This is a genomic window from uncultured Oceanisphaera sp. (assembly GCF_947495715.1).
GTDB classification, from domain to species: domain Bacteria; phylum Pseudomonadota; class Gammaproteobacteria; order Enterobacterales; family Aeromonadaceae; genus Oceanimonas; species Oceanimonas sediminis.
The window spans coordinates 68,321-92,423 of sequence record NZ_CANLZU010000005.1; the positions used below are offsets into that span (position 1 = coordinate 68,321).

27 protein-coding genes, 1 pseudogene and 1 other annotated feature are annotated in these 24,103 nt (G+C 59.4%); of the genes and pseudogenes, 19 read left to right on the plus strand and 9 right to left on the minus strand.

Features of this window, described 5'->3' with window-relative positions; genetic code table 11:
• Positions 1 to 12 precede the first annotated feature (12 nt).
• From Q0753_RS04550 to Q0753_RS04605, 12 genes are all read left to right on the plus strand, one after another.
• The gene (locus Q0753_RS04550) at positions 13 to 501 is read left to right on the plus strand and encodes a chemotaxis protein CheW (protein ID WP_298717912.1); all 489 of its coding nucleotides are present in this window, start codon (positions 13 to 15) and stop codon (positions 499 to 501) included.
• Positions 501 to 905 (plus strand): DUF2802 domain-containing protein, encoded by a 405-nt coding sequence (locus Q0753_RS04555; RefSeq protein ID WP_298717915.1) that lies wholly within the window; start codon positions 501 to 503, stop codon positions 903 to 905. Before Q0753_RS04550 ends, Q0753_RS04555 begins: the two co-directional genes overlap by 1 nt.
• Before the next feature lie 150 nt (positions 906 to 1,055).
• Complete coding sequence (ccmA, locus tag Q0753_RS04560) at positions 1,056 to 1,691, plus strand: cytochrome c biogenesis heme-transporting ATPase CcmA (protein WP_344965063.1); 636 nt, start codon at positions 1,056 to 1,058, stop codon at positions 1,689 to 1,691.
• Positions 1,688 to 2,356 (plus strand): heme exporter protein CcmB, encoded by a 669-nt coding sequence (gene ccmB / locus Q0753_RS04565; protein ID WP_298717921.1) that lies wholly within the window; start codon positions 1,688 to 1,690, stop codon positions 2,354 to 2,356. Before ccmA ends, ccmB begins: the two co-directional genes overlap by 4 nt.
• Positions 2,357 to 2,521: 165 nt before the next feature.
• Entirely contained in the window at positions 2,522 to 3,268 is a 747-nt protein-coding gene (locus Q0753_RS04570; protein ID WP_298717922.1) for a heme ABC transporter permease, read from the plus strand.
• A complete protein-coding gene (ccmD, locus tag Q0753_RS04575; protein WP_298717925.1) occupies positions 3,258 to 3,464 on the plus strand; it encodes a heme exporter protein CcmD in 207 nt (68 codons plus the stop codon). Before Q0753_RS04570 ends, ccmD begins: the two co-directional genes overlap by 11 nt.
• Entirely contained in the window at positions 3,461 to 3,955 is a 495-nt protein-coding gene (ccmE, locus tag Q0753_RS04580) for a cytochrome c maturation protein CcmE (RefSeq protein ID WP_298717931.1), read from the plus strand. The genes ccmD and ccmE overlap by 4 nt, the downstream gene beginning before the upstream one ends.
• Positions 3,952 to 5,907 (plus strand): heme lyase CcmF/NrfE family subunit, encoded by a 1,956-nt coding sequence (locus Q0753_RS04585; RefSeq protein ID WP_298717934.1) that lies wholly within the window; start codon positions 3,952 to 3,954, stop codon positions 5,905 to 5,907. The genes ccmE and Q0753_RS04585 overlap by 4 nt, the downstream gene beginning before the upstream one ends.
• Positions 5,904 to 6,437: a DsbE family thiol:disulfide interchange protein gene (locus Q0753_RS04590; RefSeq protein WP_298717937.1), complete on the plus strand. Its 534-nt coding sequence runs from the start codon at positions 5,904 to 5,906 to the stop codon at positions 6,435 to 6,437. The genes Q0753_RS04585 and Q0753_RS04590 overlap by 4 nt, the downstream gene beginning before the upstream one ends.
• 4 nt (positions 6,438 to 6,441) lie before the next feature.
• Complete coding sequence (locus Q0753_RS04595; RefSeq protein ID WP_298717940.1) at positions 6,442 to 6,924, plus strand: cytochrome c-type biogenesis protein; 483 nt, start codon at positions 6,442 to 6,444, stop codon at positions 6,922 to 6,924.
• Position 6,925: 1 nt separating this feature from the next.
• Positions 6,926 to 8,137 carry a c-type cytochrome biogenesis protein CcmI gene (gene ccmI, locus Q0753_RS04600; protein WP_298717943.1) on the plus strand — a complete coding sequence of 404 codons (1,212 nt, stop codon included), beginning with the start codon at positions 6,926 to 6,928 and terminating at the stop codon, positions 8,135 to 8,137.
• A 71-nt stretch (positions 8,138 to 8,208) separates the two neighbouring features.
• A complete protein-coding gene (locus Q0753_RS04605) occupies positions 8,209 to 8,997 on the plus strand; it encodes a VacJ family lipoprotein (RefSeq protein WP_298717947.1) in 789 nt (262 codons plus the stop codon).
• 102 nt (positions 8,998 to 9,099) lie between these two features.
• Here Q0753_RS04605 and Q0753_RS04610 read toward each other — a convergent pair whose 3' ends face one another.
• Together Q0753_RS04610 and Q0753_RS04615 are read right to left on the minus strand one after the other, a co-directional pair.
• Positions 9,100 to 9,693 carry a DUF502 domain-containing protein gene (locus Q0753_RS04610; RefSeq protein WP_298717950.1) on the minus strand — a complete coding sequence of 198 codons (594 nt, stop codon included), beginning with the start codon at positions 9,691 to 9,693 and terminating at the stop codon, positions 9,100 to 9,102.
• A gap of 102 nt (positions 9,694 to 9,795) precedes the next feature.
• Positions 9,796 to 10,089: a hypothetical protein gene (locus tag Q0753_RS04615; RefSeq protein ID WP_298717953.1), complete on the minus strand. Its 294-nt coding sequence runs from the start codon at positions 10,087 to 10,089 to the stop codon at positions 9,796 to 9,798.
• Between the two features lie 244 nt (positions 10,090 to 10,333).
• On the opposite strand from Q0753_RS04615, the gene Q0753_RS04620 reads away from it, so the two are divergent.
• Both Q0753_RS04620 and tyrA read left to right on the plus strand, forming a co-directional pair.
• Positions 10,334 to 11,404, plus strand: coding sequence for a 3-deoxy-7-phosphoheptulonate synthase (locus Q0753_RS04620; protein WP_298717956.1), 1,071 nt, complete (start codon positions 10,334 to 10,336; stop codon positions 11,402 to 11,404).
• Between the two features lie 142 nt (positions 11,405 to 11,546).
• The gene (gene tyrA, locus Q0753_RS04625; RefSeq protein ID WP_298717959.1) at positions 11,547 to 12,677 is read left to right on the plus strand and encodes a bifunctional chorismate mutase/prephenate dehydrogenase; all 1,131 of its coding nucleotides are present in this window, start codon (positions 11,547 to 11,549) and stop codon (positions 12,675 to 12,677) included.
• 1,056 nt (positions 12,678 to 13,733) lie between these two features.
• Here tyrA and Q0753_RS04630 read toward each other — a convergent pair.
• From Q0753_RS04630 to raiA, 3 genes and pseudogenes are all read right to left on the minus strand, one after another.
• Positions 13,734 to 14,882 (minus strand): annotated as a pseudogene (locus Q0753_RS04630) (chorismate mutase); the annotation flags it as partial.
• A gap of 53 nt (positions 14,883 to 14,935) precedes the next feature.
• Positions 14,936 to 15,072 (minus strand) — a sequence feature (Phe leader region).
• Positions 14,981 to 15,253 carry a hypothetical protein gene (locus tag Q0753_RS04635; protein WP_298717962.1) on the minus strand — a complete coding sequence of 91 codons (273 nt, stop codon included), beginning with the start codon at positions 15,251 to 15,253 and terminating at the stop codon, positions 14,981 to 14,983. (Overlaps the previous feature by 92 nt.)
• A gap of 22 nt (positions 15,254 to 15,275) precedes the next feature.
• A complete protein-coding gene (gene raiA, locus Q0753_RS04640; RefSeq protein ID WP_298717967.1) occupies positions 15,276 to 15,614 on the minus strand; it encodes a ribosome-associated translation inhibitor RaiA in 339 nt (112 codons plus the stop codon).
• A 383-nt stretch (positions 15,615 to 15,997) separates the two neighbouring features.
• Here raiA and Q0753_RS04645 point away from each other — a divergent pair, with 383 nt between their 5' ends.
• Both Q0753_RS04645 and Q0753_RS04650 read left to right on the plus strand, forming a co-directional pair.
• Entirely contained in the window at positions 15,998 to 17,905 is a 1,908-nt protein-coding gene (locus tag Q0753_RS04645) for a transglycosylase SLT domain-containing protein (protein ID WP_298717970.1), read from the plus strand.
• Positions 17,895 to 18,731 (plus strand): NAD(P)-binding domain-containing protein, encoded by an 837-nt coding sequence (locus Q0753_RS04650; RefSeq protein WP_298717972.1) that lies wholly within the window; start codon positions 17,895 to 17,897, stop codon positions 18,729 to 18,731. Before Q0753_RS04645 ends, Q0753_RS04650 begins: the two co-directional genes overlap by 11 nt.
• Here Q0753_RS04650 and yjjX read toward each other — a convergent pair.
• On the minus strand, positions 18,655 to 19,236 hold the full coding sequence (yjjX, locus tag Q0753_RS04655; protein WP_298717975.1) for an inosine/xanthosine triphosphatase: 582 nt from the start codon (positions 19,234 to 19,236) through the stop codon (positions 18,655 to 18,657). The genes Q0753_RS04650 and yjjX overlap by 77 nt on opposite strands.
• A gap of 88 nt (positions 19,237 to 19,324) precedes the next feature.
• Between yjjX and yciA the strand changes: the two genes are divergently transcribed.
• Both yciA and Q0753_RS04665 read left to right on the plus strand, forming a co-directional pair.
• The gene (gene yciA / locus Q0753_RS04660; RefSeq protein ID WP_298717978.1) at positions 19,325 to 19,723 is read left to right on the plus strand and encodes an acyl-CoA thioester hydrolase YciA; all 399 of its coding nucleotides are present in this window, start codon (positions 19,325 to 19,327) and stop codon (positions 19,721 to 19,723) included.
• Positions 19,701 to 20,543, plus strand: coding sequence for an endonuclease/exonuclease/phosphatase family protein (locus Q0753_RS04665; protein ID WP_298717981.1), 843 nt, complete (start codon positions 19,701 to 19,703; stop codon positions 20,541 to 20,543). The genes yciA and Q0753_RS04665 overlap by 23 nt, the downstream gene beginning before the upstream one ends.
• A 62-nt stretch (positions 20,544 to 20,605) precedes the next feature.
• Here the strand turns inward: Q0753_RS04665 and Q0753_RS04670 are convergent, their stop codons facing one another.
• The gene (locus Q0753_RS04670; RefSeq protein WP_298717984.1) at positions 20,606 to 22,009 is read right to left on the minus strand and encodes a LysM peptidoglycan-binding domain-containing protein; all 1,404 of its coding nucleotides are present in this window, start codon (positions 22,007 to 22,009) and stop codon (positions 20,606 to 20,608) included.
• A gap of 63 nt (positions 22,010 to 22,072) precedes the next feature.
• Positions 22,073 to 22,858, minus strand: a complete 786-nt coding sequence (gloB, locus tag Q0753_RS04675; RefSeq protein WP_298717987.1) for a hydroxyacylglutathione hydrolase — start codon at positions 22,856 to 22,858, stop codon at positions 22,073 to 22,075.
• A 47-nt stretch (positions 22,859 to 22,905) separates the two neighbouring features.
• Here gloB and Q0753_RS04680 point away from each other — a divergent pair, with 47 nt between their 5' ends.
• A complete protein-coding gene (locus Q0753_RS04680; RefSeq protein ID WP_298717990.1) occupies positions 22,906 to 23,619 on the plus strand; it encodes a methyltransferase domain-containing protein in 714 nt (237 codons plus the stop codon).
• Here the strand turns inward: Q0753_RS04680 and rnhA are convergent.
• Entirely contained in the window at positions 23,607 to 24,071 is a 465-nt protein-coding gene (rnhA, locus tag Q0753_RS04685) for a ribonuclease HI (RefSeq protein WP_298718159.1), read from the minus strand. The two genes, Q0753_RS04680 and rnhA, sit on opposite strands and share 13 nt — an antisense overlap.
• Positions 24,072 to 24,103 lie beyond the last annotated feature (32 nt).

A 24,103-nucleotide genomic window follows, 5' to 3' on the forward strand; every position in this document is an offset into this window, starting at 1 on the left:
TAAGGGTAATCTATGAACAGTCATCGCAATGTAGCTGAAAATCTGGCCGAGGGTGAAGTATTGCAGTGGGTCACGTTCCGTCTCGATAACGAGACCTACGGCATCAATGTGATGCAGGTGCAGGAAGTGTTGCGTTATAGCGACATAGCGCCGGTACCGGGTGCCCCGAATTATGTGCTGGGCATCGTCAACCTGCGCGGTAACGTAGTGACGGTGCTCGATACCCGGCTGCGCTTCGGCCTGCATCCTGCGGAGCTTACCGACAACAGCCGCATCGTGATCATAGAAGCGGAAAAACAGGTCATCGGTATCCTGGTCGACAGCGTGGCCGAGGTGGTGTATCTCAAGTCGTCCGAAATCGAAACCGCCCCCAATGTCGGCACCAATGAAAGCGCCAAGTTTATTCAGGGCGTGTGCAACCGGGAAGAGGAGCTGTTGATTCTGGTGGATCTGGACAAGCTGTTGTCCGACGACGAGTGGGACGAGCTGGGCCAGCTGTAATGTGGTTGCAACCGGCGTTTATACTGGCGCTGTTGGCGCTGATGCTGGGCATGGTCGCGCTGTTTGTGGCCTGGTCGATGTGGCGTCAGAGTCAGCGCAAGCTGGAGGCCATGAGCCGCTTGATGCGTGAGCTGACCCGTACTCGGGACAGCTATCGCAAGCAGATAGAAGAGCTGCAGGCGGCCAATATCGGTCTTGGTGACAAGGTAACCGAGTTGCACCGTCAACTGGGGCAGTTAAGCGAGCAGCAGCAGGAGCTGGCGCTGAAAGATCCCCAGGGCAAGCTCTACAGCCGGGCTACCCGCATGGTGCAACTGGGGGCCGATATCGACGAAATCATGGCCGAGTGCGACATGCCGAGGGCCGAAGCCGAGCTGCTGCTTTCCCTGCATCGTAAACAGTAAAAGCGGAAACGTCGCTCGCCGTTTCGTCTGTGGCAACCTTGCTTCAGCGCAATAAATCACGCGATTTTGTCCTTCACCGGGTGAAACTGAGGCCATTACGGGCGCCGTGTGTTAGACTGGCGCCCATTTTAATGGTTTGAATTATCAACGATTATGCTTGAAGCCAGAGCCTTGACCTGTGTCCGTGAAGAGCGCACCTTGTTCAGCGAGTTATCCCTGAAGGTGGCGCCCGGTGAGCTGGTGCAGATAGCCGGCCCCAACGGGGTCGGTAAAACCAGTCTGCTGCGCTTGCTGGCCGGCCTGTCGCGGCCTTACGGCGGCGAGGTACTCTGGCAGGGCGAGAACATAGAGCAGCACAGAGACGACTATCATCAGGACCTGCTCTATCTCGGCCATCAGGCCGGCATCAAACACGAACTGACCGCCTTCGAGAATCTGGCCTTTTTCCGCCGCATGCACCACGCCGACAGCACCGCCAGTTTGTGGGACGTACTGGCGATGGTGGGCCTGGCGGGGCTGGAAGATCAGGCCGCCGGTCAGCTGTCTGCCGGCCAGAAACGGCGGGTGGCACTGGCCCGGCTGTGGCTGGGTGGCCCACGGCTGTGGATCCTCGATGAGCCCTTCACCGCCATCGACAAACACGGCGTCAGGGTGCTGGAACAGCTACTGCTGGATCACACCGACGCCGGCGGCATGGCATTGATCACCACTCATCAGGATTTATCCCTTTGTGCCGACCGGGCACGCATTCTGCAGCTGACCCCTTATCAGGAGGAGCCGGCATGATCTCCATGTTTACCGGGGTACTGCGCCGCGAGCTGGTGTCGGCCCTGCGTCGGCGCGCCGATATTCTCAACCCGCTGTGGTTTTTCGTGATCGTCATTACCCTGTTTCCCCTGGGCATAGGCCCGGAGCCGACCCTGCTGGCGCGTATCGCCCCCGGTATCGTGTGGGTGGCGGCGCTGTTGTCGTCGCTGCTGGCGCTGGAGCGCTTGTTCCGGGACGACTTTATTGACGGCACCCTGGAACAATTAATGCTGATGCCCTGTCCTTTAGGGGTACTGGTGCTGGCCAAGGTCATGGCGCACTGGTTGCTGACCGGTTTGCCGCTGTTGCTGCTGTCGCCCCTGGTGGCGGTATTGCTCAGCCTGGACATGGTGGGCTTTCAGGCGGTGTTTCTGACCCTGTTGCTGGGCACGCCAATCCTGAGTCTGCTCGGCGCCATTGGCGTGGCACTCACAGTAGGCATCGGCAAGGGAGGCGTGCTGTTGAGCCTGCTGACCCTGCCGCTGTATATTCCGGTGCTTATTTTTGCCACCTCGGCCATAGAGGCGGCCAGTCTGGGCGTGCCCTATGATGGTCAGCTGGCGATTCTGGCGGCCATGCTGGTGGGCAGCATGACCCTGGCGCCTTTTGCCATCGCGTCGGCGCTAAGAGTGAGTGTGAACTAACGGAGGTCAAGTTGTTTTGAATGACGACTTTGGGATATCTTATGCCCGGGTACACTCGTTTTTTTGTGAACAATTTATGTAACGTTTTTAACAACGTTTTCAACAACGTTTTTCAATAACGTTTTTTATAACAATGCGTAATACAAAAAAAGGTCTGTGAGCAAGATGTGGAAATGGTTACATCCCTATGCCAAGCCAGAGCAAGCCTATCGGCTCGCCGGTCTCTGGCTCCCCTGGTTTGCCGTGTTCAGCGTGGTGTCCTTTGTCATCGGTCTGGTCTGGGGGCTGGCCTTTGCGCCGGCGGATTATCAGCAGGGCGACTCCTTTCGTATCATTTATATTCATGTGCCCGCCGCCATTCTTTCCATGGGCGCCTACTCTTCGATGGCCATCGCCGCCTTCATCGGCCTGGTGTGGCAGATCAAGACCGCCGACATGGCGGTGGCGGCCATCGCGCCGGTGGGCGCCGTGTTTACCGCCATTGCCCTCTTTACCGGTGCCGCCTGGGGCAAGCCCATGTGGGGCGCCTGGTGGGTGTGGGATGCGCGTCTGACCTCGGAGCTGATCCTGCTGTTTCTCTATCTGGGGGTGATTGCGCTCTATAACGCCATTTCCGACAAGGTGCTGGCCGGCCGTGCCGCCGGTATTCTGGCGCTGGTGGGGGTGATCAACCTGCCCATCATTCATTATTCGGTAGAGTGGTGGAACACCCTGCATCAGGGGGCCAGCATCACCAAATTCGACCGGCCGTCCATTTCCAACGAGATGCTCTGGCCCTTGTTGATCATGATACTGGCCTTCAGCTGCTTCCTGGGGGCCCTGACCCTGATGCGGCTGCGCAACGAATTGATCCGGCGCGAGTCCCATCGTCCCTGGGTACTGAAACTGGCGGAGGAACAGGATGAAATTTGATAGCTGGTCCGCATTCTGGGCCATGGGCGGCTACGGCTTTTATGTGTGGCTGTCTTTTGGTTTGACCCTTTTTGCTCTGGTGGCGCTGCTGGTATCGACCATGGCCACCAAAAAAAGCCTGCTGCGTGCAGTCAAACAGAAACAGGCCCGGGCGGCCCGTCGTAAAGCCGCCCAGAAGTTGGAGAATACCTTATGAACCCTAGGCGTAAAAAGCGCATGGCCCTGCTGCTGGCAGTGGTGGTCGGGCTGTCGGTGATGACCGGGCTGGTACTCTATGCCCTGCAGCAGAATATCGATCTTTTCTATACTCCCACCGAGCTGGTGCAGGGCAAGGGGGAAGACAAAATCAAGCCGGAAGTGGGCCAGCGCCTGCGTATCGGCGGCATGGTGGTGCCGGGTTCGGTGAGCCGTGATCAGCAAAGCCTCAAGGTCAGCTTCGATCTGGTGGATGCGGGTGGTGAAGTCATTACCGTTATTTTCGACGGCATACTGCCGGACCTGTTCCGGGAAGGGCAGGGTATCGTGGCCCAAGGCCACCTGGACGATGCCCGTACCATTACCGCGTTTGAAGTATTGGCCAAGCACGATGAAGAATACATGCCGCCGGAAGTGGCCGAAGCGCTCAAGGGAATCGAGCACGTTAAACCCGAATATTCCCAGGAGCAGCTGAAAGGAAGCCGGTCATGATTCCAGAAATAGGGCAATTTGCCCTGATCCTCGCCCTGGCGGCGAGTTTGATACTCAGTATTTATCCCTTGCTCGGGGCCGTTCGCGGCAACGTCAACATGATGTTGCTGGCGCGGCCCCTTTCCTACGCCATGTTGGGTTTTCTGCTGGTGTCGTTCGGCTGCCTGACCTGGGCCTTTATCGATCACGACTTTACCGTACGCTATGTGGCGTCCAACTCCAACAGCCTGTTGCCGCTGGAATACCGCATCTCCGCGGTGTGGGGCGCTCATGAAGGCTCGCTGTTGCTGTGGGTACTGACCCTGGCCGGCTGGACCGCTGCCGTGGCCCGCTTCAGCCGGGCGCTGCCGCTGGATGCGGTGGCGCGGGTACTGAGCGTGATGGGCATGATTGGCGTCGGCTTTTTGCTGTTCGTCATCGTGACCTCCAACCCCTTCGAGCGTACCCTGCCGTTCTTTCCGGTCGATGGCCGGGATCTGAACCCGTTGCTGCAGGATCCGGGGCTGATTTTCCATCCGCCCATGCTTTACATGGGGTATGTAGGCTTTTCGGTCGCCTTTGCCTTCGCCATCGCCTCGCTGATGACCGGCAAGCTGGACGCGGCCTGGGCGCGCTGGTCGCGCCCCTGGACCATGGCGGCCTGGATTTTTCTGACCCTGGGTATCGCGCTGGGCTCCTGGTGGGCCTATTACGAACTGGGCTGGGGCGGCTGGTGGTTCTGGGATCCGGTAGAAAACGCCTCCTTCATGCCCTGGCTGGCCGGTACCGCGCTTATCCACTCGTTGGCGGTAACCGAGAAGCGGGCCACCTTCAAGGCCTGGACCGTATTGCTGGCGATCATGGCGTTCTCGTTGAGTCTGCTGGGTACCTTTCTGGTGCGCTCCGGGGTACTGGTATCGGTGCATGCCTTCGCCTCGGACCCGACCCGCGGACTCTTTATTCTGGTGTTCCTGATGCTGGTGGTGGGCGCCTCGCTGCTGCTTTATGCCATCAAGGGCGCCGAGGTAAAAAGCCACGGCAAGCATGAGCTGGCCAGCCGCGAAAGCATGCTGCTCGGCAACAACATAGTGCTGATGGCCGGTCTGGTGGTGGTGTTCATCGGTACCTTGCTGCCGCTGGTACACAAGGAACTGGGCCTGGGCAGTATTTCCATCGGCGCGCCCTTCTTCAACAGCCTCTATGCCTGGTTGATCATTCCCTTCGCCCTGCTGTTGGGCGCCGGGCCCTTGTTCCGCTGGCGTCGCCAGAGCATGAAGGAAATCAACGGCAAGCTGCTGTTTGCGGCGTTGGCCAGTGTGGCCATCGGCGCCTTCCTGCCCTGGTATTTTGCCGAAAACTTTGAAATCTGGGCGGCGATCGGCCTGGGGCTGGGTGCCTTTATCGTGATCACCAGCCTGCAGGAAACCTGGGTTCGCGCCACCCATCGTCATTCATTCGGCGTGGGGGTACGCAAGCTGGGTAACAGCCACTGGGCCATGTTCCTCGGTCATATCGGTCTGGCGGTCACCATCATCGGCATCAGCTGCACCCAGCTCTACAGCATAGAGCGGGACGTGCGCATGTCGGCCGGCGACAGCGTGACCTTTTCCGGTTACACCTTTACCTTCGAGGGTACACAGCAGGCCGACGGCGCCAACTACGAAGGTTTCAAGGGCGTGATAGCGGTGAGCAAAAACGGCCGCGAGCTGCCCAAGCTGCACGCGGAGAAACGGCTCTATCTGGTGCAGCGCATGCCGATGACCGAAGCCGCCATCGATGCCGGTTTTACCCGTGACCTTTACGCCGCCCTGGGTGAAGAGCTGGATGACGGCGCCTGGGCGGTACGACTCTATTACAAGCCCTTTATTCGCTGGGTCTGGTTCGGCGCCGTACTGATGGCCGTTGCCGGTGTCATTTCCATGGTCGACAAGCGCTACCGCTTCGGTGGTAAAGCCAAGCAGGAGGCCGCATGAATCGTCGCGTCCTGATCCTGTCGATCCCGCTGCTGCTGTTTCTGGGGGGCTGCATCTTCCTGTACAAGGGGTTGTTTTCCGATCCGCGCAAGCTGGAGTCGGTGCTGCTGGATCAACCGGTGCCGGAGTTTGCCCTGACCTCGTTGCAGAACCCGGAACAGCAGTTCAACCGGGATATCTTTACCGGCCAACCCATGCTGCTCAATGTATGGGCCACCTGGTGCCCGACCTGCTATGCCGAGCATGAATATCTTAACGAGCTGAAGGCCAAAGAGGGTATCTACATCGTCGGCATGAACTACAAGGACGAGCGGGACAAGGCGCTGCGCTGGTTGAAGAACCTGGGCAATCCCTATGCCATCGATCTGTACGATCCTCGCGGCATGCTGGGGCTGGATCTGGGCGTTTACGGTGCTCCCGAGACCTTTCTCATCGACAGCCAGGGGGTGATTCGTTACCGCCATGTGGGCGATGTCAACGAGCAGGTATGGCAGCAAACCCTGAAACCGATTTTTGAGCGAATGGAGTAAAGCGATGCGTTTATGCTCTGTGCTGATCTTGCTGGCGGGGCTTTGGCTGCCGCCGGCCATGGCCGCCATCGATGTCTACGAGTTCGACTCCCCCCAGCAGGAAGAGACCTTCCGCGAGCTGACCCGTGAGTTGCGCTGCCCCAAATGCCAGAACCAGGATATTGCCGACTCCAACGCCGAGCTGGCCAAGGATCTGCGCGAAAAGACCTACACCATGTTGCGCGAGGGCAGCAGCAAGAAGGAAATCATCGATTTCATGGTGGCCCGCTACGGCAACTTTATTCTCTACCAGCCGCCGGTGATGGCATCGACCCTGATCCTGTGGCTCGGCCCCGTGCTGGTGATGCTGCTGGGGCTGGCGATCGTGCTGGTACGGACGCGAAAAAAATCGCGAAACAGCGCAGCCGGCGCCGATAGTGCCTTGAGCGAGCAAGAAAAACGGCGCCTGGCCGACCTGCTGAACAAAGACAAAGAGAAAGAGAGCTGATATGACCTTATTCTGGATCGCCAGCGGCCTGCTGACGCTGCTGCTGGCACTGGTAATAATATTGCCCCTGACCCGAGGCCGGGCCGAGTCCAGCCACAGCCGTAATCAACTCAACACCCGGCTCTATCGGCAACGGTTGCAGGAGCTGGAGCAGGACCGGGATCAGGGTCTGCTGGATGAAGGGGAATCGGCGGCCCAGGAGCTGCAGAAAAGCCTGCTGGACGACGTGGTAGCCGAAACGCCGCAACAATATCGCCACGGTATCTGGCTATGGTTGCCGGCGGTGTTGATCGTGGTGGCGGTGGCCTATGCCGGCTACTGGCAGCTGGGAGCGTATCGACATGTGGTGGAATGGCAGGATAACGCCGCCCGCCTGGGTGAGTTGTCGAACAAGGTATTGATTGACCCGGATGCCGAGGTGACCGAGCAGGACATGAAAGACCTGATCCAGTCACTGCGCACCAAGCTGCACCAGAGCGGGGATGATTTTCGTGGCTGGCTGCTGCTGGGACGCCTGACCCTGGAAATGGGCGACGGCGAAACGGCCCGCGATGCGCTGGAAAAGGCGCTCAAGCTGACCGATACCCCGACTGCGGTGATCGTCCCTTACGCCGAGGCCCTCACCATGACCGGTGAAGCGTTGCGCGCCGAGAACATGATCAAGCAGGTGCTGGCACAGGATCCGGACAATCTGGAGGCCTGGTCGGTATTTGCCTTCATGGCGGTACAGCAGGATAACCTGACCGCGGCCATCGCTCGCTGGCAGCAGATTCTGCAACGGATGTCACCGGATAACCCGCGCTATGCGATGATTGAACGCTCGGTGGCCTTTGCCGAGCGACGATTGACAGAAACCGATAATGCGCCGGTGACCGGCCCGCGCTTCGAGGTGGAAGTCAATGCCGCCAGTGCCGTGCCTTATCATCCGGGTGCCGTGCTCTTCGTCTATGCGGTAGACGCCAAAGGCGGTGAAATGCCGTTGGTGGCCCGTCGTATCGAGCAGCCGTCATTTCCGCTGACCATCACCCTGTCCAATGCGGATGCCATGGTGGCGAGCAACAACCTGAGTGGACGTGATTCGGTGGTGATCAAGGCGCGAATTGCCCCCAGCGGTAACGTGACCGACGCCACCGATGCCTGGGAAGGTCGCAGCGGTGTGCTGGGCACCGAAGAAGACAGTCAGCTGTCCATCTTCATCGATACGCCCTTGTAATGCGGCCGGGCCGACGGGCCTGACCGCCATGAGCGATAATAAGAAATAACAAAAACGATAAGGTTCATATTATGTGGCGAACATTGATTGTGACGGCGAGCATGACTCTGGCAGGTTGTGCCGCCCACGAGGGCGTGGATGTGCCACGTACTAACGATCCTTTCTCACCGGCAATACCGGCCGATTATGGTCGTGCGACGGCCGATGATGCCCGTGACCCTTTCGAGCCGGTCAACCGGGCCTCCTGGGTCATCAACTACGATGTGCTGGATCCTTATGTGGTCCGCCCGGCGGCCCACGCCTATGCGGATTATGTGGCCAAGCCGGTCAGAGACGGGCTGCAGAACGTGGTGCTCAACCTGGAAGAGCCGGCCAGCTTCGTCAACCATCTGGTGACCGGCGATTTTCCCGGCGCCGGTACCAACCTGGTTCGCTTTGGGGTGAACAGTACCGTCGGCGTGCTGGGTTATTTCGACGTGGCGGAAAAGATGACGTTGTCGCGTCGCTCCAAGGATTTCAGTCAGGTGATGGGGCAGATGGGCATCGGCGATGGTCCTTTTCTGATGCTGCCGGTACTGGGGCCGACCACGCTGCGCCAGCTTTCCGGCGACATGGTCGACAGCCTCTATTTCCCCTACGACGTGATGAGCTTTGCGCTGCGTACCGGTAAATGGGCGCTCGACGGCCTGTATCAGCGCAGCGAGCTGATAGAGCGTGAACCCATTATCGACAATTCCCTCGACCCTTATGGCCTGACCAAGGACCTCTATCTGCAGTATCAGGATACCAAGATAGGCAAGGAATTCGAGCCGGCCTCGGACGAAGAGCTGGAAGCCTTCATGGACGAGATAGACGGGTAAAATCTGTTAGGGGTGAGGGGTGAGGGGGGAGGGGTGAGGGGTAAGGTGTAAAAGCCTCACTCCTCACTCCTTACCCCTTACCCCTCACATCCGGCATCTCATTCAGGGCTTTCCGGTAATGCCGCCGCTGACGATAAAGGTGGTCATCTTGCTGGCGGCTACGTCCAGCAGCTGGATCTTGTCCTTGTCGACCACGATAAGGTTGCCGGCAAAATTGTAGGACTGGGGCAGGTAGACCGCGACCTTGCCCGGCAGGCCAAACTCCGCCATGTCTTCCCGGGTGATAAAACCCAGCAGTTGCATCTCGCCTCCCATCAGGCTGACCGCCACCGGTTTGTTGAACCTTTTGTTATCCCCGATCAGCGCATTGAACAAGTCGCTTAGCGAGTTGTAGAGCAGCTTGACCAGCGGGATCCGGGACAGCACGCTGTGGAACAGCGACAGGAAAAAACGGCCGAGATAAAAAGAGGCGAACATGCCGGTCAGTATGATCACCGCCAGGGTCAGCAGGCCACCGGCCAAATCGGCAATCCAACCTGTTTCCAGCCCCGGAACCACCAATTGCAACACCGAGCCCAGTGCCGAAAACAGGGTTTCGTTCAGCAGATTGAAAATCAGGTAGACCAGATACACCGTCAATACGAACGGCAGCAGGATCAACAGACCCTGAAAGAAAAAACGAAGCAGTCGTTGCATCACCAGGCTCCGATAAAAGGGACCGCATCATGGCAGATACCAAGTGCAATAACAGCCGAAATCAAGGGTGCTGTGTCAGACAAAGTCGTGCGGTTTCAAGGCTCAGCGACCGCTGTTGAGGCGGCGAAAGAAACACATCCACTTTCGATACCAGGGCGGGCGGAACTGTCGGCTTCGTTCGGCGGCAAACAGCGCCTTGTGCAACAACATGGCACTGGGCCGGTAGCCATAATGTTGCTCCCAGCTCTGGCCGACCTCATCGATAATCAGCCGGCACTGGTGATCGTAGAGGGTGTCGTGATTATAGGAGGGCGGGCTCTGGCGATAATCTACCGCGTAGTGATCCAGAATGCGGCGAAAGCTTACCACCAATTGTTGGTATTGCTGCTTATCCATGAAATCTCTCCATTTTCCTGAGTATATGCTACTCCGGCAGCGGTGGCTTTTTGGCTCTTTTATAGGCACTTGCCGCCGACAGCATAAAATAACCGATTTTTGCGCTTCATCAGGCTTTGCAAGGCGGCCCGGCCTTGGTAAGGTGAAAGTGGTTGCGTAAGAAAGAAATAACTTGATGTCAAATTCGGCGCTGTTTTTCTTTCTATTTGGTTGTAATGATTTGTTTACAAGTGAGGATGTCATCATGCAGAAAGACACACTGAATAATATCCATATTCGATCCGAGAAGGTCATGATTACCCCGGCAGAGCTGAAGGCCAAGTTGCCTATCTCGGAACAGGCGCTGTCGTACATCGGCCAGGCCCGGCACACCATTTCCGATATTATTCAGCGCAAGGATCACCGTCTGCTGGTGATCTGCGGTCCCTGTTCCATTCACGATATCGACGCAGCCAAAGAGTACGCAACCCGCCTCAAAAAACTGCATGATGAATACAGTGACAGCCTTTATATCGTGATGCGCGTCTATTTCGAGAAGCCGCGCACCACCGTCGGTTGGAAAGGCTTTATCAACGATCCTCACCTGGATGGCAGCTTCGACATCGAAGAAGGTCTGCACAAGGCGCGCGAGCTGCTGTGCTGGCTGGCCGAGCTGGAACTGCCGCTGGCGACCGAAGCGCTGGATCCCATCAGCCCCCAATACCTGGCCGAGCTGTTTTCCTGGTCGGCCATCGGTGCCCGCACTACCGAGTCCCAGACTCACCGCGAGATGGCCTCCGGCCTGTCGATGCCGGTCGGCTTCAAGAACGGTACCGACGGTAACCTGGGTACTGCCATCAATGCACTGAAGGCGGCGGCGGAGTCTCATGCTTTCATGGGCATCAATCAGGAAGGGCAGGTCGCGCTGCTGGTTACTCAGGGTAACCCGGACGGCCATGTGATACTGCGTGGCGGCAAGCACCCGAACTACGATTCGGTCAATGTCTCGCTGGCCGAAAAGGCGATGGTTTCCGCCGGGCTGTCGCCCAGTTTGGTGGTGGATTGCAGCCATGGCAATTCGAACAAGGATTACAGCCTGCAACCGCTGGTGACCGAGAACGTGGTACATCAGATTCAGGAAGGCAACCAGTCCATTCTCGGCATCATGCTGGAATCGCATCTGCATGAAGGTAACCAGTCCAGCGAGCAGCCCAAGAGCGAAATGCGCTACGGGGTATCGATTACCGACGCCTGTATCGACTGGGACACCACCGCCGAGCTGCTGGCCGGTTGCTATCAGCAGCTTGCCGGACCGCTGAAGGCCCGGATCGGCTGAATGCCGCGCCGTATGTTATTGTCTTCGTGATTAAATAGTGCCGTTTGACGGCCAGCGGTGACTGTCCCCGCCGGCGGTTCACAGGCATAATAGAGCACCGTGTCCGGGAAGGGCCGGTGCTTTTGTAATTGGGATGGGACCAATGGTAGATGAATTAGCAGTCCTGCGGGATCAGATAGACGAAGTTGACCAGCAGCTGGTTGAGCTGTTTGCCCGCCGCCTGAAACTGGTGGCAGGGGTAGGGGAAGTCAAGAGCCGCCAGGGGGTGCCTATCTATGCGCCCGACAGAGAGGCGGCGATGCTGGCGCGACGCCGGGCCGAAGCCGAAGCGCGAGGTGTGCCGCCGGATTTGATTGAAGACGTGTTGCGCCGCGCCATGCGCGAGTCTTACGCCAGCGAAAAAGACACCGGCTTCAAGTGCATGAACCCCAGTCTGGGCAAGGCGGTGGTGATCGGTGGTGCCGGTCAGCTGGGTGGCCTGTTTGCGCATCTGCTGACCCTGTCCGGTTATCCGGTCGAGATCCTGGAAAAAGACGACTGGGCGCGAGCCGACCAGCTACTGGCCGGTGCGGGTCTGGTGGTGGTGGCGGTGCCCATCGATCAGACAGTCGCGGTGATCGAGCAACTGCCTGAGCTTCCCGCCGACTGCCTGCTGGTCGATCTGACCAGCATCAAGGCCGAGCCGCTGGCGGCCATGTTGCAGGTGCACGCCGGTCCCGTACTGGGGCTGCACCCCATGTTCGGGCCCGATGTGTCGAGCCTGGCCAAGCAGGTGATTATTTACAGCGAAGGCCGTGGCGCCGAGCAGTATGAATGGCTGCTGGCCCAGATGCGTATCTGGGGCGCGCGATTGCAGGCGGTAAATGCCGACGAGCACGACAAGGCCATGAGCCTGGTGCAGGCCCTGCGTCATTTCACCAGCTTTGCCTACGGTGCCCACCTCTGTGCCGAACAGGCGGATCTGGCGCAACTGTTGCGGCTGAGCTCGCCTATCTACCGGCTGGAACTGGCCATGGTAGGTCGTCTGTTCGCTCAGGATCCGGTGCTGTATGCGGACATCATTTTGTCGTCGCCCGGCAATCTGGAGATGATCCGTCGCTATCACCGTCGTTTCGGCGAGCTGCTGGAGCAACTGGAGCAGGGCAAGCGCGACGCCTTCGTGCAGCAGTTCTCCACCGTCAGCGAGTTTTTCGGCGACTATGCCGACACCTTCCTCAAGGAAAGCCGCATTCTGTTGGCCCAGGCCAACGACAGTCGTCATCATGCGGATTGAAAAAATGTGAGGGGTGAAAGGAATGTGAGGGGTGAGGTGTAAGGAGAAAAACACCGAAGCCCGAAACGAAAAAAGGCGCTGAAGATTCAGCGCCTTTTTTGATCTTGAGAGCCGACGGAATAGCAGCGATGTGCAACACCCCCTCCCAGCCTCCCCCTGGCGAGACCCCGTAACTATGCCTGTAACCCCGCTGCCAAGGGGGAGGGGCAACAAGCTCCCTCCCCTTAACTTCGAGTTTGCAGAACGACGGCGGGGGGCAATGCAAGGGGAGGGCCGGGGAGGGGGTGCCGCAGCGCGTTCACATATTCGCCTCACCCCTCACGTTATTTAATCCTGATACAGCCGCTGGGCCAGTTGCTGCAGCGGGACCATGTCGTCCTCTTCATTCAGGGTAATACAGAAGCCCTGAATGCCGGCTTCCTTCAGGGCATGGCCCAGCTCGGGCAGCAGGCTGTCCTGGCCCGGCAGCTGACTGAGCAACGGCAGACGGCTCTGTTGCTGCAGGCGCAGTAGTTCGGGCAGCGAGCGGCCCTGAGTGTCGAGCAGCGCCAGTTGCTGGTTGCCTTCGGTCAGTATCTGCTCGGCCTCGGCCAGGGTGTGTTCCAGCTTGTCGCCCAGTGGCAGCAATACCGGACGGGTGCTGCGACCGGCCGCGGTCAGCAGTTCGTCGCGTCGCCCCTCTATGGGTTGCAGCAGCAGCAAATCGAGGGACTCAGCCGCCCGGCTCAGTTGCTCCGGGGTGTGAACCAGGGTCATGGCCGCCAGGTCAAACTGGGCGGCAATCTCGCGCAACTGCTGCAGGCGTTGTTGTTGCTGCCGGCTGTCGCCCTGCTCGAAACAGGGAGCGGCCAGTACCTGACCGCCGTGCTCTTTCAGGCGTCGCGCCGCCTCCTGCAAGGCGGAGCGATCGGGCCAGGTCGCCAGCATGGCGGCCAGCAGCGGCTCCTGGCGGCTCATGTAAAAGCGGCCTATCTGCAGTGACATGGCGGCATTCTTGTCGGCAGGGCGGTGGGGCACTGCCGGTACACCGGCGTTACCCTGGCTCAGTGCCTTGGAGGGAATGCGGGTCGGCGCCACCTCGGCACTGGGATAACAGCCCAGTATCTTGATGAAACGGACGATATCCTTCAGCTCTTTCAGCGCCGCCTGCATCTCGTTACTGTTGACGTTGGCTGCCACATCCACATAGAACATTTCTTCCCAGGGATTGCCGATTATGGGACGGGACTCGAGTTTGGTCATGGTGATGTGATGACTGCGCAGCACCAGCAGGGTTTCTACCAGGGCACCGCTTTGCTGGCCGGTCGACATGATGAAGCTGGTTTTGGCGGGGATTTGCGCCGCCACTTCCACCGGCTTGCGCGCCACCACGATAAAGCGGGTCATGTTCTGCTTCTGGTTGGCCAGGCCGCGTACCAGCGGCTTGAGGCCGTGCAGTTCACCGCCGTCGGCGCTGCCCATGGCGCCGATGTCGTCTCGCTTGAGGCCGGCCACCAGCTCCATGGCGTTGGAGGAGGCGGCACAGAATTCGACTTTAACGCCCGGCAGCGTTTTCAGGTACTGGGAACATTGCTGATACACCTGCGGATGGGTATACAGGGTTTTCAGTTTGCTGACGTCGGTGTCTACCGCTACCAGCAGACAGTGCTCTATCGGCTGGGTCAGTTCGCCGACGATGGACAGGCTGGTGTGCTGCATCAGATCGAACACGTCGTTGATGGCGCCCGAGCTGGTGTTTTCGATGGGCAGAATGCCGTATTGCGCCTGACCGGACTCGACGGTATCAAAAATTTGCTGAAAGGTTTCGCAGTTATGCTCGACCATGGTGGCCTGAAAACGGGACAGATATTTGCGCGCGGCCATGTTGGAGTAGGAGCCGCGCAGGCCGAGAAAGGCCACGCTGATGGCCGGCACTTCATCCTGGGGGTTGAGCAGGTCCTGCAGCAGCGCCTGCTGCGACAGTACCGAGTCTTCGATGATGGTGTGGTAAAGCCGGGTGACGTAATGGGCGTCCAGCCCCAGCTGGCGGCCCTGGTTGATCAGCTCCACCAGCAGTGCCTGCTCCCGTACCTGATCCCGAATCGGTCGCGGATTTTCCAGCTTGCTGCGGGCCACTTCCAGACTCAGGCCCTTGCGTTTGGCCAGCAGGGTCAGCAGTTCCTTGTCGAGGCGGCTGATGTGGGTTCTGATTTCATCCAGATTCATGAATAGGGCTTCCCTTGTACCTAAAAAAGTGTCACCTAGGGTCAACAGACCCTAATAAAAAAGCCTCCCGGTGGGAGGCTTGTCTGTTCGTCTTTCGCTTATTTCTTGCCAGACCAGATGCCGCCCCGTTTACGATGTAAACAAGCAGGATGCGAAAAAGAAGCGAAAGAAAAACAGGGAAACAGACACGGTGATTCTCGACGTTGATACATACCCTGATAGAAATACTGAAAAGCGGCGGCAAGGGCAAGCCTTTTCCGGTAATTTTTGGCGGCGAGGTGGGATTGGATAACAAAAGGCGGTAAATAGGCGCTTTTGCCATTTACCGCCTGACGCCTCGTGCCGAAAACGGCGCCGACTTCGGGAGCCATACTCTGGCTCCCGGGAGGAGAATTATTCCGCTTCTTCGCCTTCGCTTTCGGTGATTGGCTGTGGGGTCTGGGTGCGCTGGGCCAGCGGTTTGTCGGCATAGCGGTTCAGCTGACGCTCCAGCCGCTGTCCCAGTTCCTTGATGGCGGCGTACAGGTTTTCATCTTCTGCCTGGGCGAAAAGGGTATCGTTGGGAACACCTGCGGTCGCCTCCACCAGATAGTTTTGTCCCTCTTTCTGAATGATGACATGAGGGCTGATCAGCGCGACCTGGCGCCGGTTCAGCTTTTCGAAGCGACTTTCAATCCGTTCACGAATAGCGGGAGAGATGTCGATAACGTTGCTGGTAATGGTAATGGACATATGGACCCCCTGAGGTGTTTCTTTGTTGGTTTACGACTTCAGACTACCCTGACAGTAGTTTAATTTTGTGACCCTGATCAACTTTTACTGCCCGATCTGTCGTCACGACAAAAATCTGTGATCGAGCCGCGGCTACCATCAAAAAGCCCTTGTCAGGAGAGAGTGAAACAGGCCAGACTCGATCGGATAAGTTGTTCCGTTCTTTCCTCTACCCTCGTTAAAGACGGCCTAAACTCTCCCGTGGCATCTGTCGTTACGTCCCGCCTTGTCTCGTCCAGACAGGCCCTTGCCTGATGCAAAAAGAGAATTTATCGCCCCCCATTGGCAGTATTGTCACTATTCCTTAGGATAGCTCTCTATATCGCCATTTAAGGGAGTGCGCCGTGAGAGGCTGGTTGGGAGTAGGGCTGCTGCTGTTAAGCCTGGGAGCGAGTGTTCAGGCCTCGCCGTTGCGCGAGCAGTATCGTCAGGCCGAGCAGGCGCTGAAAAAAAATGACATACCCGGCTATGAACGGCTGCGCAAGGGACTGGATGCCTATCCATTGACGGTGTATCTGGATTATCAATATCTTGCCGATCGAATGCAGCAGCTGACCACGGCACAGGTGACCCGCTTCATGAACCGTTATTCCGACTCTTTGCTGGCCGACCGGCTGGAGCGCCGTTACCTTTTCCGGCTGGCGCGCGAGCAGCGCTGGCGGGAATTTCTGGCACTCTATCCCGCCCTGCCCAACAGCGTTGAATTGCAGTGCGCTCACTACCGGGCCAAATGGGCAACGGGAGACAGAGCCACGGCCATCGCCGGTGCAGAAACGCTGTGGCTGCACGGCTATTCGCGGCCCGATATGTGCGATCCCTTGTTTGATGCCTGGACCGGCGCCGGTGGGCGCGGCGATGAACAGGTCTGGCAACGGATGCTGTTGGCATATGACCAGCGCCAGGACGGTCTGATGAGCTATCTTGGCCGCCAGCTGAGCTCTTCCGCCAAACCGGCCGGTGACTTCTTGCTGTCGCTCGACAAGAAGCCCGAATTGCTGGCCGGCTCCCGCTTGCTGGTGGCCGGCTCGGACCGCCATAAGGCGGCGCTGGCCCGGGCCCTGTCGCGACTGGCAGACACCCGGCCCGAGCTGGTGATGAGCCTTTATCCCAAATATCGGTGTCAGTCAGACCTGAGCCGGCAGCAGGTGGCCGACATAGAGCGGCAACTGGCCCGGCGCCTGATGTTCAATCGTACCCGGGATTATCGCAGTTGGCTCGACAGTCGCCTGCCGGTGGTGGGCGATGCGGACCTGTTCGAGCTGCGAGCCCGGCTGGCCATCTGGGAGCAGGACTGGCGCGAGCTGCCCGACTGGATAGAGCGTTTACCGGCCGAAGCACAAAGAGACAGTCGCTGGCAATACTGGCGGGGCAGGGCGTTGAAAGCCCAGAGCCGTCATGCAGAAGGGGACAAGGCCTGGCAACAGGCGGCGCAAAACCGGGACTACTACGGTTTTTTGGCGGCGCAGCAGGGTCGGCATCCGTATGATCTGCAAAAGCAGCCCCCGCCATCGGCCCCGTCCTTGAGCCAGGCCCGGCGGCAATGGCCGGCGCTGTTGCGGGTAGAAGAGTGGCTGGCGCTGGGCAACAAAACCGCGGCACGCACCGAGTGGTACCACCTGCTGGGCCGGGTCAACAAGGCCGATGGCCTGGCGCTGGGCAGTCTGGCCCTGAGTCGGGGCTGGTACGATAAATCCATCGTGGCCAGCATTCGGGTACGCGCCTGGGATCAGTTGGATCTGCGCTTCCCGATTGTCTACCGTGATCTCTTTCAACGTCAGGCCCGCAAGCTGGGGCTGGATGAAGCGACGCTGTTTGCCATCGCCCGGCAGGAAAGTGCCTTTTATGAGCAGGCGCGCTCGCCGGTGGGTGCCGGTGGCCTGATGCAATTGATGCCGGCCACCGCCCGGGAAACCGCGCGCAAGCACGGTATCGGCGATTATCAACATCCGGCCGATGTGTATCGCGCCGAGGTTAATGTGCAGCTGGGCTCCAGTTACTTCAGCGAGCTGCTTGAGCGTTACGACAACAACCGCATTCCGGCTATTGCCGCCTATAATGCGGGCCCTTCACGGATTAACCGCTGGCTGAACAACAGTGGCAGCCGCCCGATGGATGTGTGGGTAGAAAACATTCCCTACCGGGAAACCCGGGGTTATGTACAGAACGTGCTGGCCTTTTCGGTGATTTATCAGGATATGCTGGGGCAGCAGAAAACCTTCATCAAACCGGCGGAGCTGAAATATGTCTACTGAACTGCGCACCGAGTCGAACGGTGAACCGAACGTCGTCATCATGGGGCTGGGCTGGCTGGGCGAGCCGCTGGCGAAGACTCTGCACGCCCAGGGCTATCGCGTGGCCGGCACCACCACCTCGCAGGAAAAGGCCGAACGCCTGAGGCTCGAGGGCATCAAGGCGCGGGTATGGGACATCAACGCGCCCTTGCCGTCGGCCTGGCCGGCCGATTTGGTCGCGAACACCCTGGTGCTGTGCGTACCGCCGGGCAAGGTGGATGATTATGCGGATACCCTGGGGCGGGTAGCGTCGCTTGCCGCCGGGGCCGGAGTGACACGGCTGCTGTTTACCAGCGCCACCTCGGTGTATGGCGGACTCGGGTGCAAGACCGAGGCGGATGCCGCACCGGACTCCCCCCGGGGCGAGCGCATGCTGGCGGCAGAGCAGGCGGTACGCCACAGTGGCATCCCGCAGGTGTTGTGCCTGCGGCTGTCCGGTCTGGTTGGCGGCAGCCGCGAGCCGGGGCGTTTTCTGGCCGGGCGGCGCTTCGACGGGGGTGAAGAGCCGGTCAATCTGGTGGCGCAGGAAGACCTGTTGCGCTTTATTCCCGCCATACTGGCCCGTCACGACTGGCCGGACGTGCTTAATGTCAGCGCGCCGCACCATCCGAGCCGACGTGAATTTTATACCCGGGCCGCGTTGCTGCGTGACTTGCCGGCGCCGCTATTCGACGGCGGCGGCGAGGGCAAGCAGATCGACGGCAGTGCGCTCAGTCGCTGGCTGGGGCTTGAATACCGGGTAACGGACTGGTTTGCGTGGCTGGCAGCGCGTAAGGCGCAGGGCTGAGCAGGGGCGCCAGCGCCAGCAGCAGCGTATCCCGATACACCCGGCGCCGGTCCAGCAGATTGCGGGTCAGCACCCCGATGGCACCGCCTTGCTGCTTGCAGTTGCTGAGATTGAACAGCCGGTCCATGGCGTGGCCCAGCTCTTCCCCCTCGGCCACTGCCTGAGCGACGAACGGCGGTAGCGTCAGGCTGGCGCTGCGGGCGGCGTTGTCCAGCCCAGATCCCAGTACCTGCAGCCAGGCGAAGGTGATGCTGTGCTGTTGAACCCGGTCGATACCGGCTTCCATGCCAATCCACAGGCTGGCCTCGGGGGATGCTGCCCGAGCTGCCAAAGCCCGGTTGCGGGCACCGGCGAGGGTTTCGGCATCGCTCATCGGCTGCTCGGCCACGCCGGACGGTACGGCCAGGCCGCTTATCTGACAGCGGTTATCCGGAAATATCTGCTCAAGAGCCAGGCGGGCGGCCTCGATTTTGGCCGGGTTGAGCGATGCGACAATGACCTTCATGGAATCCCTTTTTACGTTGTAAATTGCGGCCGACGGGCCGGCTGATTATTATGCCCACTTTACTTGTCCGATAGGAGACGCAAACGCGATGACCGATCAACAAACCCCCAGGGGAGAGCTGCTGTTGCGCACCATGGCCATGCCGGCCGATACCAATGCCAATGGCGATATCTTCGGTGGCTGGATCATGTCGCAGATGGATCTGGGTGGCAGCCTGCTGGCCAACGAAATCGCCCTGGGACGGGTATGCACAGTGGCGGTCAGCGACATGACCTTTCTGCGCCCGGTGCAGGTGGGGGACGTGGTGTGCTGCTATGGCGAGCTTGCCAAGGTGGGGCGCAGCTCCATCACCGTCAAGGTCGAGGTCTGGGTCAAGCCGGTACTGGTGCCGGAAAACGGCCCCCGCTATCGCGTAGCCGGCGCCCAGTTTGTGTATGTGGCCATCGACGAGAACGGACGCCCCCGTGCCGCCAAGCCCGGTGCTTAAAGCCGGCCTGCTGGCCTCGACGTTGTTGCCGGCGTTGTTGCTGAGCGGCTGCATCGAGGTGCCGAAAACGGTACTGCTGAGCGATGGCTTCGAGCCGGTGGCCGCCGCGTGTCTGTTTCCCTCGATGGACAGCAGTCAGTCGTTACCCTCGTCGTTTTCGCTGCTGAGCTGGAATATCTACAAGCAGCAGGGCGACTGGCAGGCAGAGCTGAATCGCTGGATTGATGACAGCGATCTGCTGTTGTTGCAGGAGGCCCAAAGCAGCGATGAGCTGTACGACTGGCTGCAGGTCCGGGATTATCGCTGGTTTCAGGTGGCCGCCTTCACCTGGCAGCAGCAGGCCAACGGTGTGCTGACCGCCTCACCAGGGCTGCCGACCCGAGTGTGCGGGCAACGCATACGGGAGCCGGCAACCCGGATTCCCAAGTCGCTGCTGTTTGGTTATTACTCTCTCGAAGGAGCAGATCAGCAACTGCTGGTGGTGAACCTGCATGCGGTGAATTTTTCGTTACGGGGCCGAACCTATCAGCAACAGCTGGATCATATCAGCGGCTTTATCGAACACTATGGTGGCCCGGTGATCGTGGCGGGCGACTTCAATCGCTGGAACCCGCGCCGCGAGCGTTTGCTGCACCGCTGGGCCGAGCGGGAACAACTGACCGAGGCGGTTCCGGTGCCGGATCATCGCACCCGTTTTGCCGGTTATCCGCTGGATGCGGTGTTTTATCGCGGGCTGGAGCTGGATGGTGTGCAGAGCATGCGCTCACAGGCGTCCGATCACGGACCCTTGCAGGCCAGCTTCAGGGTTAAACTGAAGTGAGGAGTGAGGGTGAGGAGTGAGGAGTGAAGCGTGAGGGGTGCCTTAGCCCTCACGCTTATCCATTATCCGGCGTTGGCCGCGACGATCAGGCTCTGTCCGGCGCGCAGGCTGTTTTTGTCAGCCAGCTGGTTCCAGCGTAGCAAGTCGGTAATGCTGACGCTGAAGCGGCTGGCGATGGCCGACAGGGAGTCCCCGGACTGCACGCGATAAACCCCGTCATTGGACGAAGGCGTCACAGCCCCGTATGCCCTGGGCAGCATCAGCGTCTGGCCAATCCGAATGGTGGTGCCGCGCATATTATTGGCCTGCTTGATGGCCTCTATGCTGGTGCCGTTGCGACTGGCGATTCTGCCGAGGCTGTCACCGCCCTTGACCTGATAACGCTGATAGGACTTGCGTTCCTGCTCGGGCAGATCGGCCATGGCAATTTCAAAGCCCTCGGCATGGGCCACCGGCACCAGAATTTCGGCGTTGCGCACCGGTGAGGTGGCGGCACGCTTGAATGCCGGGTTGAGCTGCTTGAGCTGGCCCCGGTTCATGCCGGCCAGATCGGCGGCCATGTTCAGATCAACCTGACCTTCCACTTCCACCACCGCCAGCTGCGGCCGATTGGGCACCGCCGGCACCTCCATACCATAGTGGCCGGGTTGCTTCAGAATATCGGCCAGTGCCAACAGCTTGGGCACATAATTCTGGGTCTCTTTGGGCAGCGACAGCGACCAGTAGTCGGTGGGCTTGCCCTGACGCCGATTGGCTTTCATGGCGCGCTGTACCCGGCCTTCACCCGAGTTGTAGGCGGCCAGCGCCAGCACCCAGTCGCCATCGAAGAAACCGTTTAGGTATTCCAGATAGTCGAGTGCGGCGCGGGTAGCAGCCATTACATCGTACCGGCCGTCATACCAGCTGTCGTAATGCAGACCAAACTGCTTGCCGGTGCCCTGCAGCATCTGCCACAGACCCGCGGCGTGGCTATGGGAATAGGCACGGGGATCGAAGGTACTTTCCACCACCGGTAACAATACCAGCTCCATGGGCATGTTCCGTTTCTCTATCTCTTCCTTGATGAGATAGAGAAACGGTCTGGCGCGTTCGGATACGGAACGCATATAAGCCGGGTGTTTGAGGTACCACTTCCGTTGGGCCACAACCCTGGGATGATCCAGCGGCATATCCAGCTGCATGTTTGCCGCCAGATCGAGCCACAGATCCGGCTGCTGCTGCTCAGCTTGCTGGCGCGGCGGTCGTTTGGTCGATGAATGGGATACGGTGCTGTAAGTCCGACCACTGGCGGTGGTCTTGCTTTGTATCCGCAGCGACGAATAGGTCGCTGATTTGGGGTAGAGCGGGCTGTTCGCCTGCTCACCAGCTGTTTCCTGATGGCCATAGGGATGTCGAACCGAATCGGTCGACATCGCCTGGCAGCCCGCCAGGAGCAAGGCACTGGATAATAAACAGAGTCTTCTCATGGTGTCTGCGTCTCACAAAAACGGCGGCCAGTGTATGCTTTGTGAGCAGCTTAATCAAGTTCGTTAAAAATCGTCCTTCCAGCGGCGAAGTGCGGCGAACACCTCGATGTCTCCGATCAACTCCGCTCCCTGATGCACCTGGGCCGCGGCTCGAACCCCCGCCAGATGGGCACGCAGAAAGACATTGACGGCTTTTTCCCGGGCCAGGGTACTGGGTAACGTAGGCACGCCCTGCTGGCGTAATTTGGCCACATTTTGCAGGTATTTCTTCAGTTCAGGGTTGTTTGGCTCTACAGCATGACAAAAAGCCAGGTTTGCCTGGGTGTATTCGTGGGTGCAATAGACACGGGTATCGTCCGGCAGACCGGCGAGACGCTGCAGAGACTCGTGCATCTGTTTTGGCGTGCCTTCAAACAGGCGGCCGCACCCGCCCGAAAACAGGGTGTCGCCGCAGAACAGCAATGGGGCTTCCGGCTGCTGATGGGCATAGTAGGCGATATGGCCCAGGGTATGGCCGGGTACCGACATCACCTTTAATTCCAGTGCCAGCGCGGGCAAATACACCTTGTCACCATCGCTCAGCGCAATCGCGCCGGCTGCGGGCATGGCTTCTGCCGCCGGGGCATAAAGCTGTGCCTGGGGCCAGCTGGCCAGCAGGGCCTTGACGCCGCCGGTGTGATCCCAGTGGTGGTGAGTGATCAGAATGGCGTCCAGCGTCAGCCCGCGTTCGGCCAGCATTTTTTCGACCGGCGCGGCGTCACCCGGATCGACCACGACCGCATGGTTGTTATTCGTTATCAGCCAGATATAGTTATCCTGAAACGCGGGGATGGGGCTTACGTTAAACATGGTGCTGTCCTTATGATCATATTCTGCAATAGCTTATCAGAGGCGCGATGAAATCAGCCAGTACGGATGCGGCTCCTGCCGCCTGGTCACGGTTGTTACGCGGCCGTCACCTTGCCGAACAGTTACAGCAGCGTCTGGACGAGTGGGCGCCGTCGCTGTTCGGGTTTACCCTGCTAAAAGTCGACGCCCTGAGTGCGGCCCTGTCGCTGGAGCAAAGCCGGCTGCTGCATTCGGTGCTGATGGGGCAGTCCGGTTTTGAAGGAATGGAGCTGCAGGGGGATGCCACCGCCATGCCGTTTGCTCCGGGCAGCCTGGATGCCTGCCTGCTGGCCAATGTGCTGGATTACAGCAAACATCCCCATGCCATACTGCGCGAAACCGAAGTGGTGCTGCGCGACGATGGCTGGCTGATCATCACCGGCTTTAATCCTTACAGCAGTGCCGGTCTGGCCAGCCTGCTGCCGGGGCTGGGCCATCGGTTGCCGCCCTGGCAGCGCATGCTGGCGCCCGGGCGGCTGGAAGACTGGCTCAAGCTGCTGGGATTTGAGGTCATCAAGCAGGATGATATGGGGCTGACCGGCTGGTTCGACTTTCCTCGGCTCGGTCGCTGGCGACGCCGGTTTTGCCCCCGTTACTGCCCGTCGCTGGCGGCGGTTTATATCATAATGGCGCGCAAGCGGCGCTATCCGCTGACCCCGATTCGGCAATTCAAACCGCTACCCAGCGCGCTGCAGCCGGGCATGGCCTGTCAGCGCGAATAGCCGGTATCTTCATGGTGGGCATCGTTCAGCGCGGCTTCCCGGGCGAGATCGTCACAGCGTTCGTTTTCCGGGTGGCCCGAGTGGCCCTTGACCCAGTGCCAGGTGACCTGATGGCGCTGACAGAGTTCATCCAGCCGTTTCCATAAATCGACATTTTTGACCGGTGCCTTGGCGGCGGTTTTCCAGTTATTGCGTTTCCAGCCGGTGATCCACTGGGTAATGCCCTGGCGTACATACTGGCTGTCGGTGGTCAAATCCACGCTGCAATCGTCGCTGAGGGTCTCCAGTCCGGCAATGGCGGCCATCAGCTCCATGCGGTTGTTGGTGGTGAGGCGGTAGCCTCCGCTCAGCTCCTTGCGGTGCTGTTTGTAAACCAGCACGGCGCCATAGCCGCCCGGGCCCGGATTTCCCAGGCAGGAACCGTCGGTATACATCTGAATCTGTTTCATGATTATCCGTGTTGCAACAAGCAAACCGGAAGTCT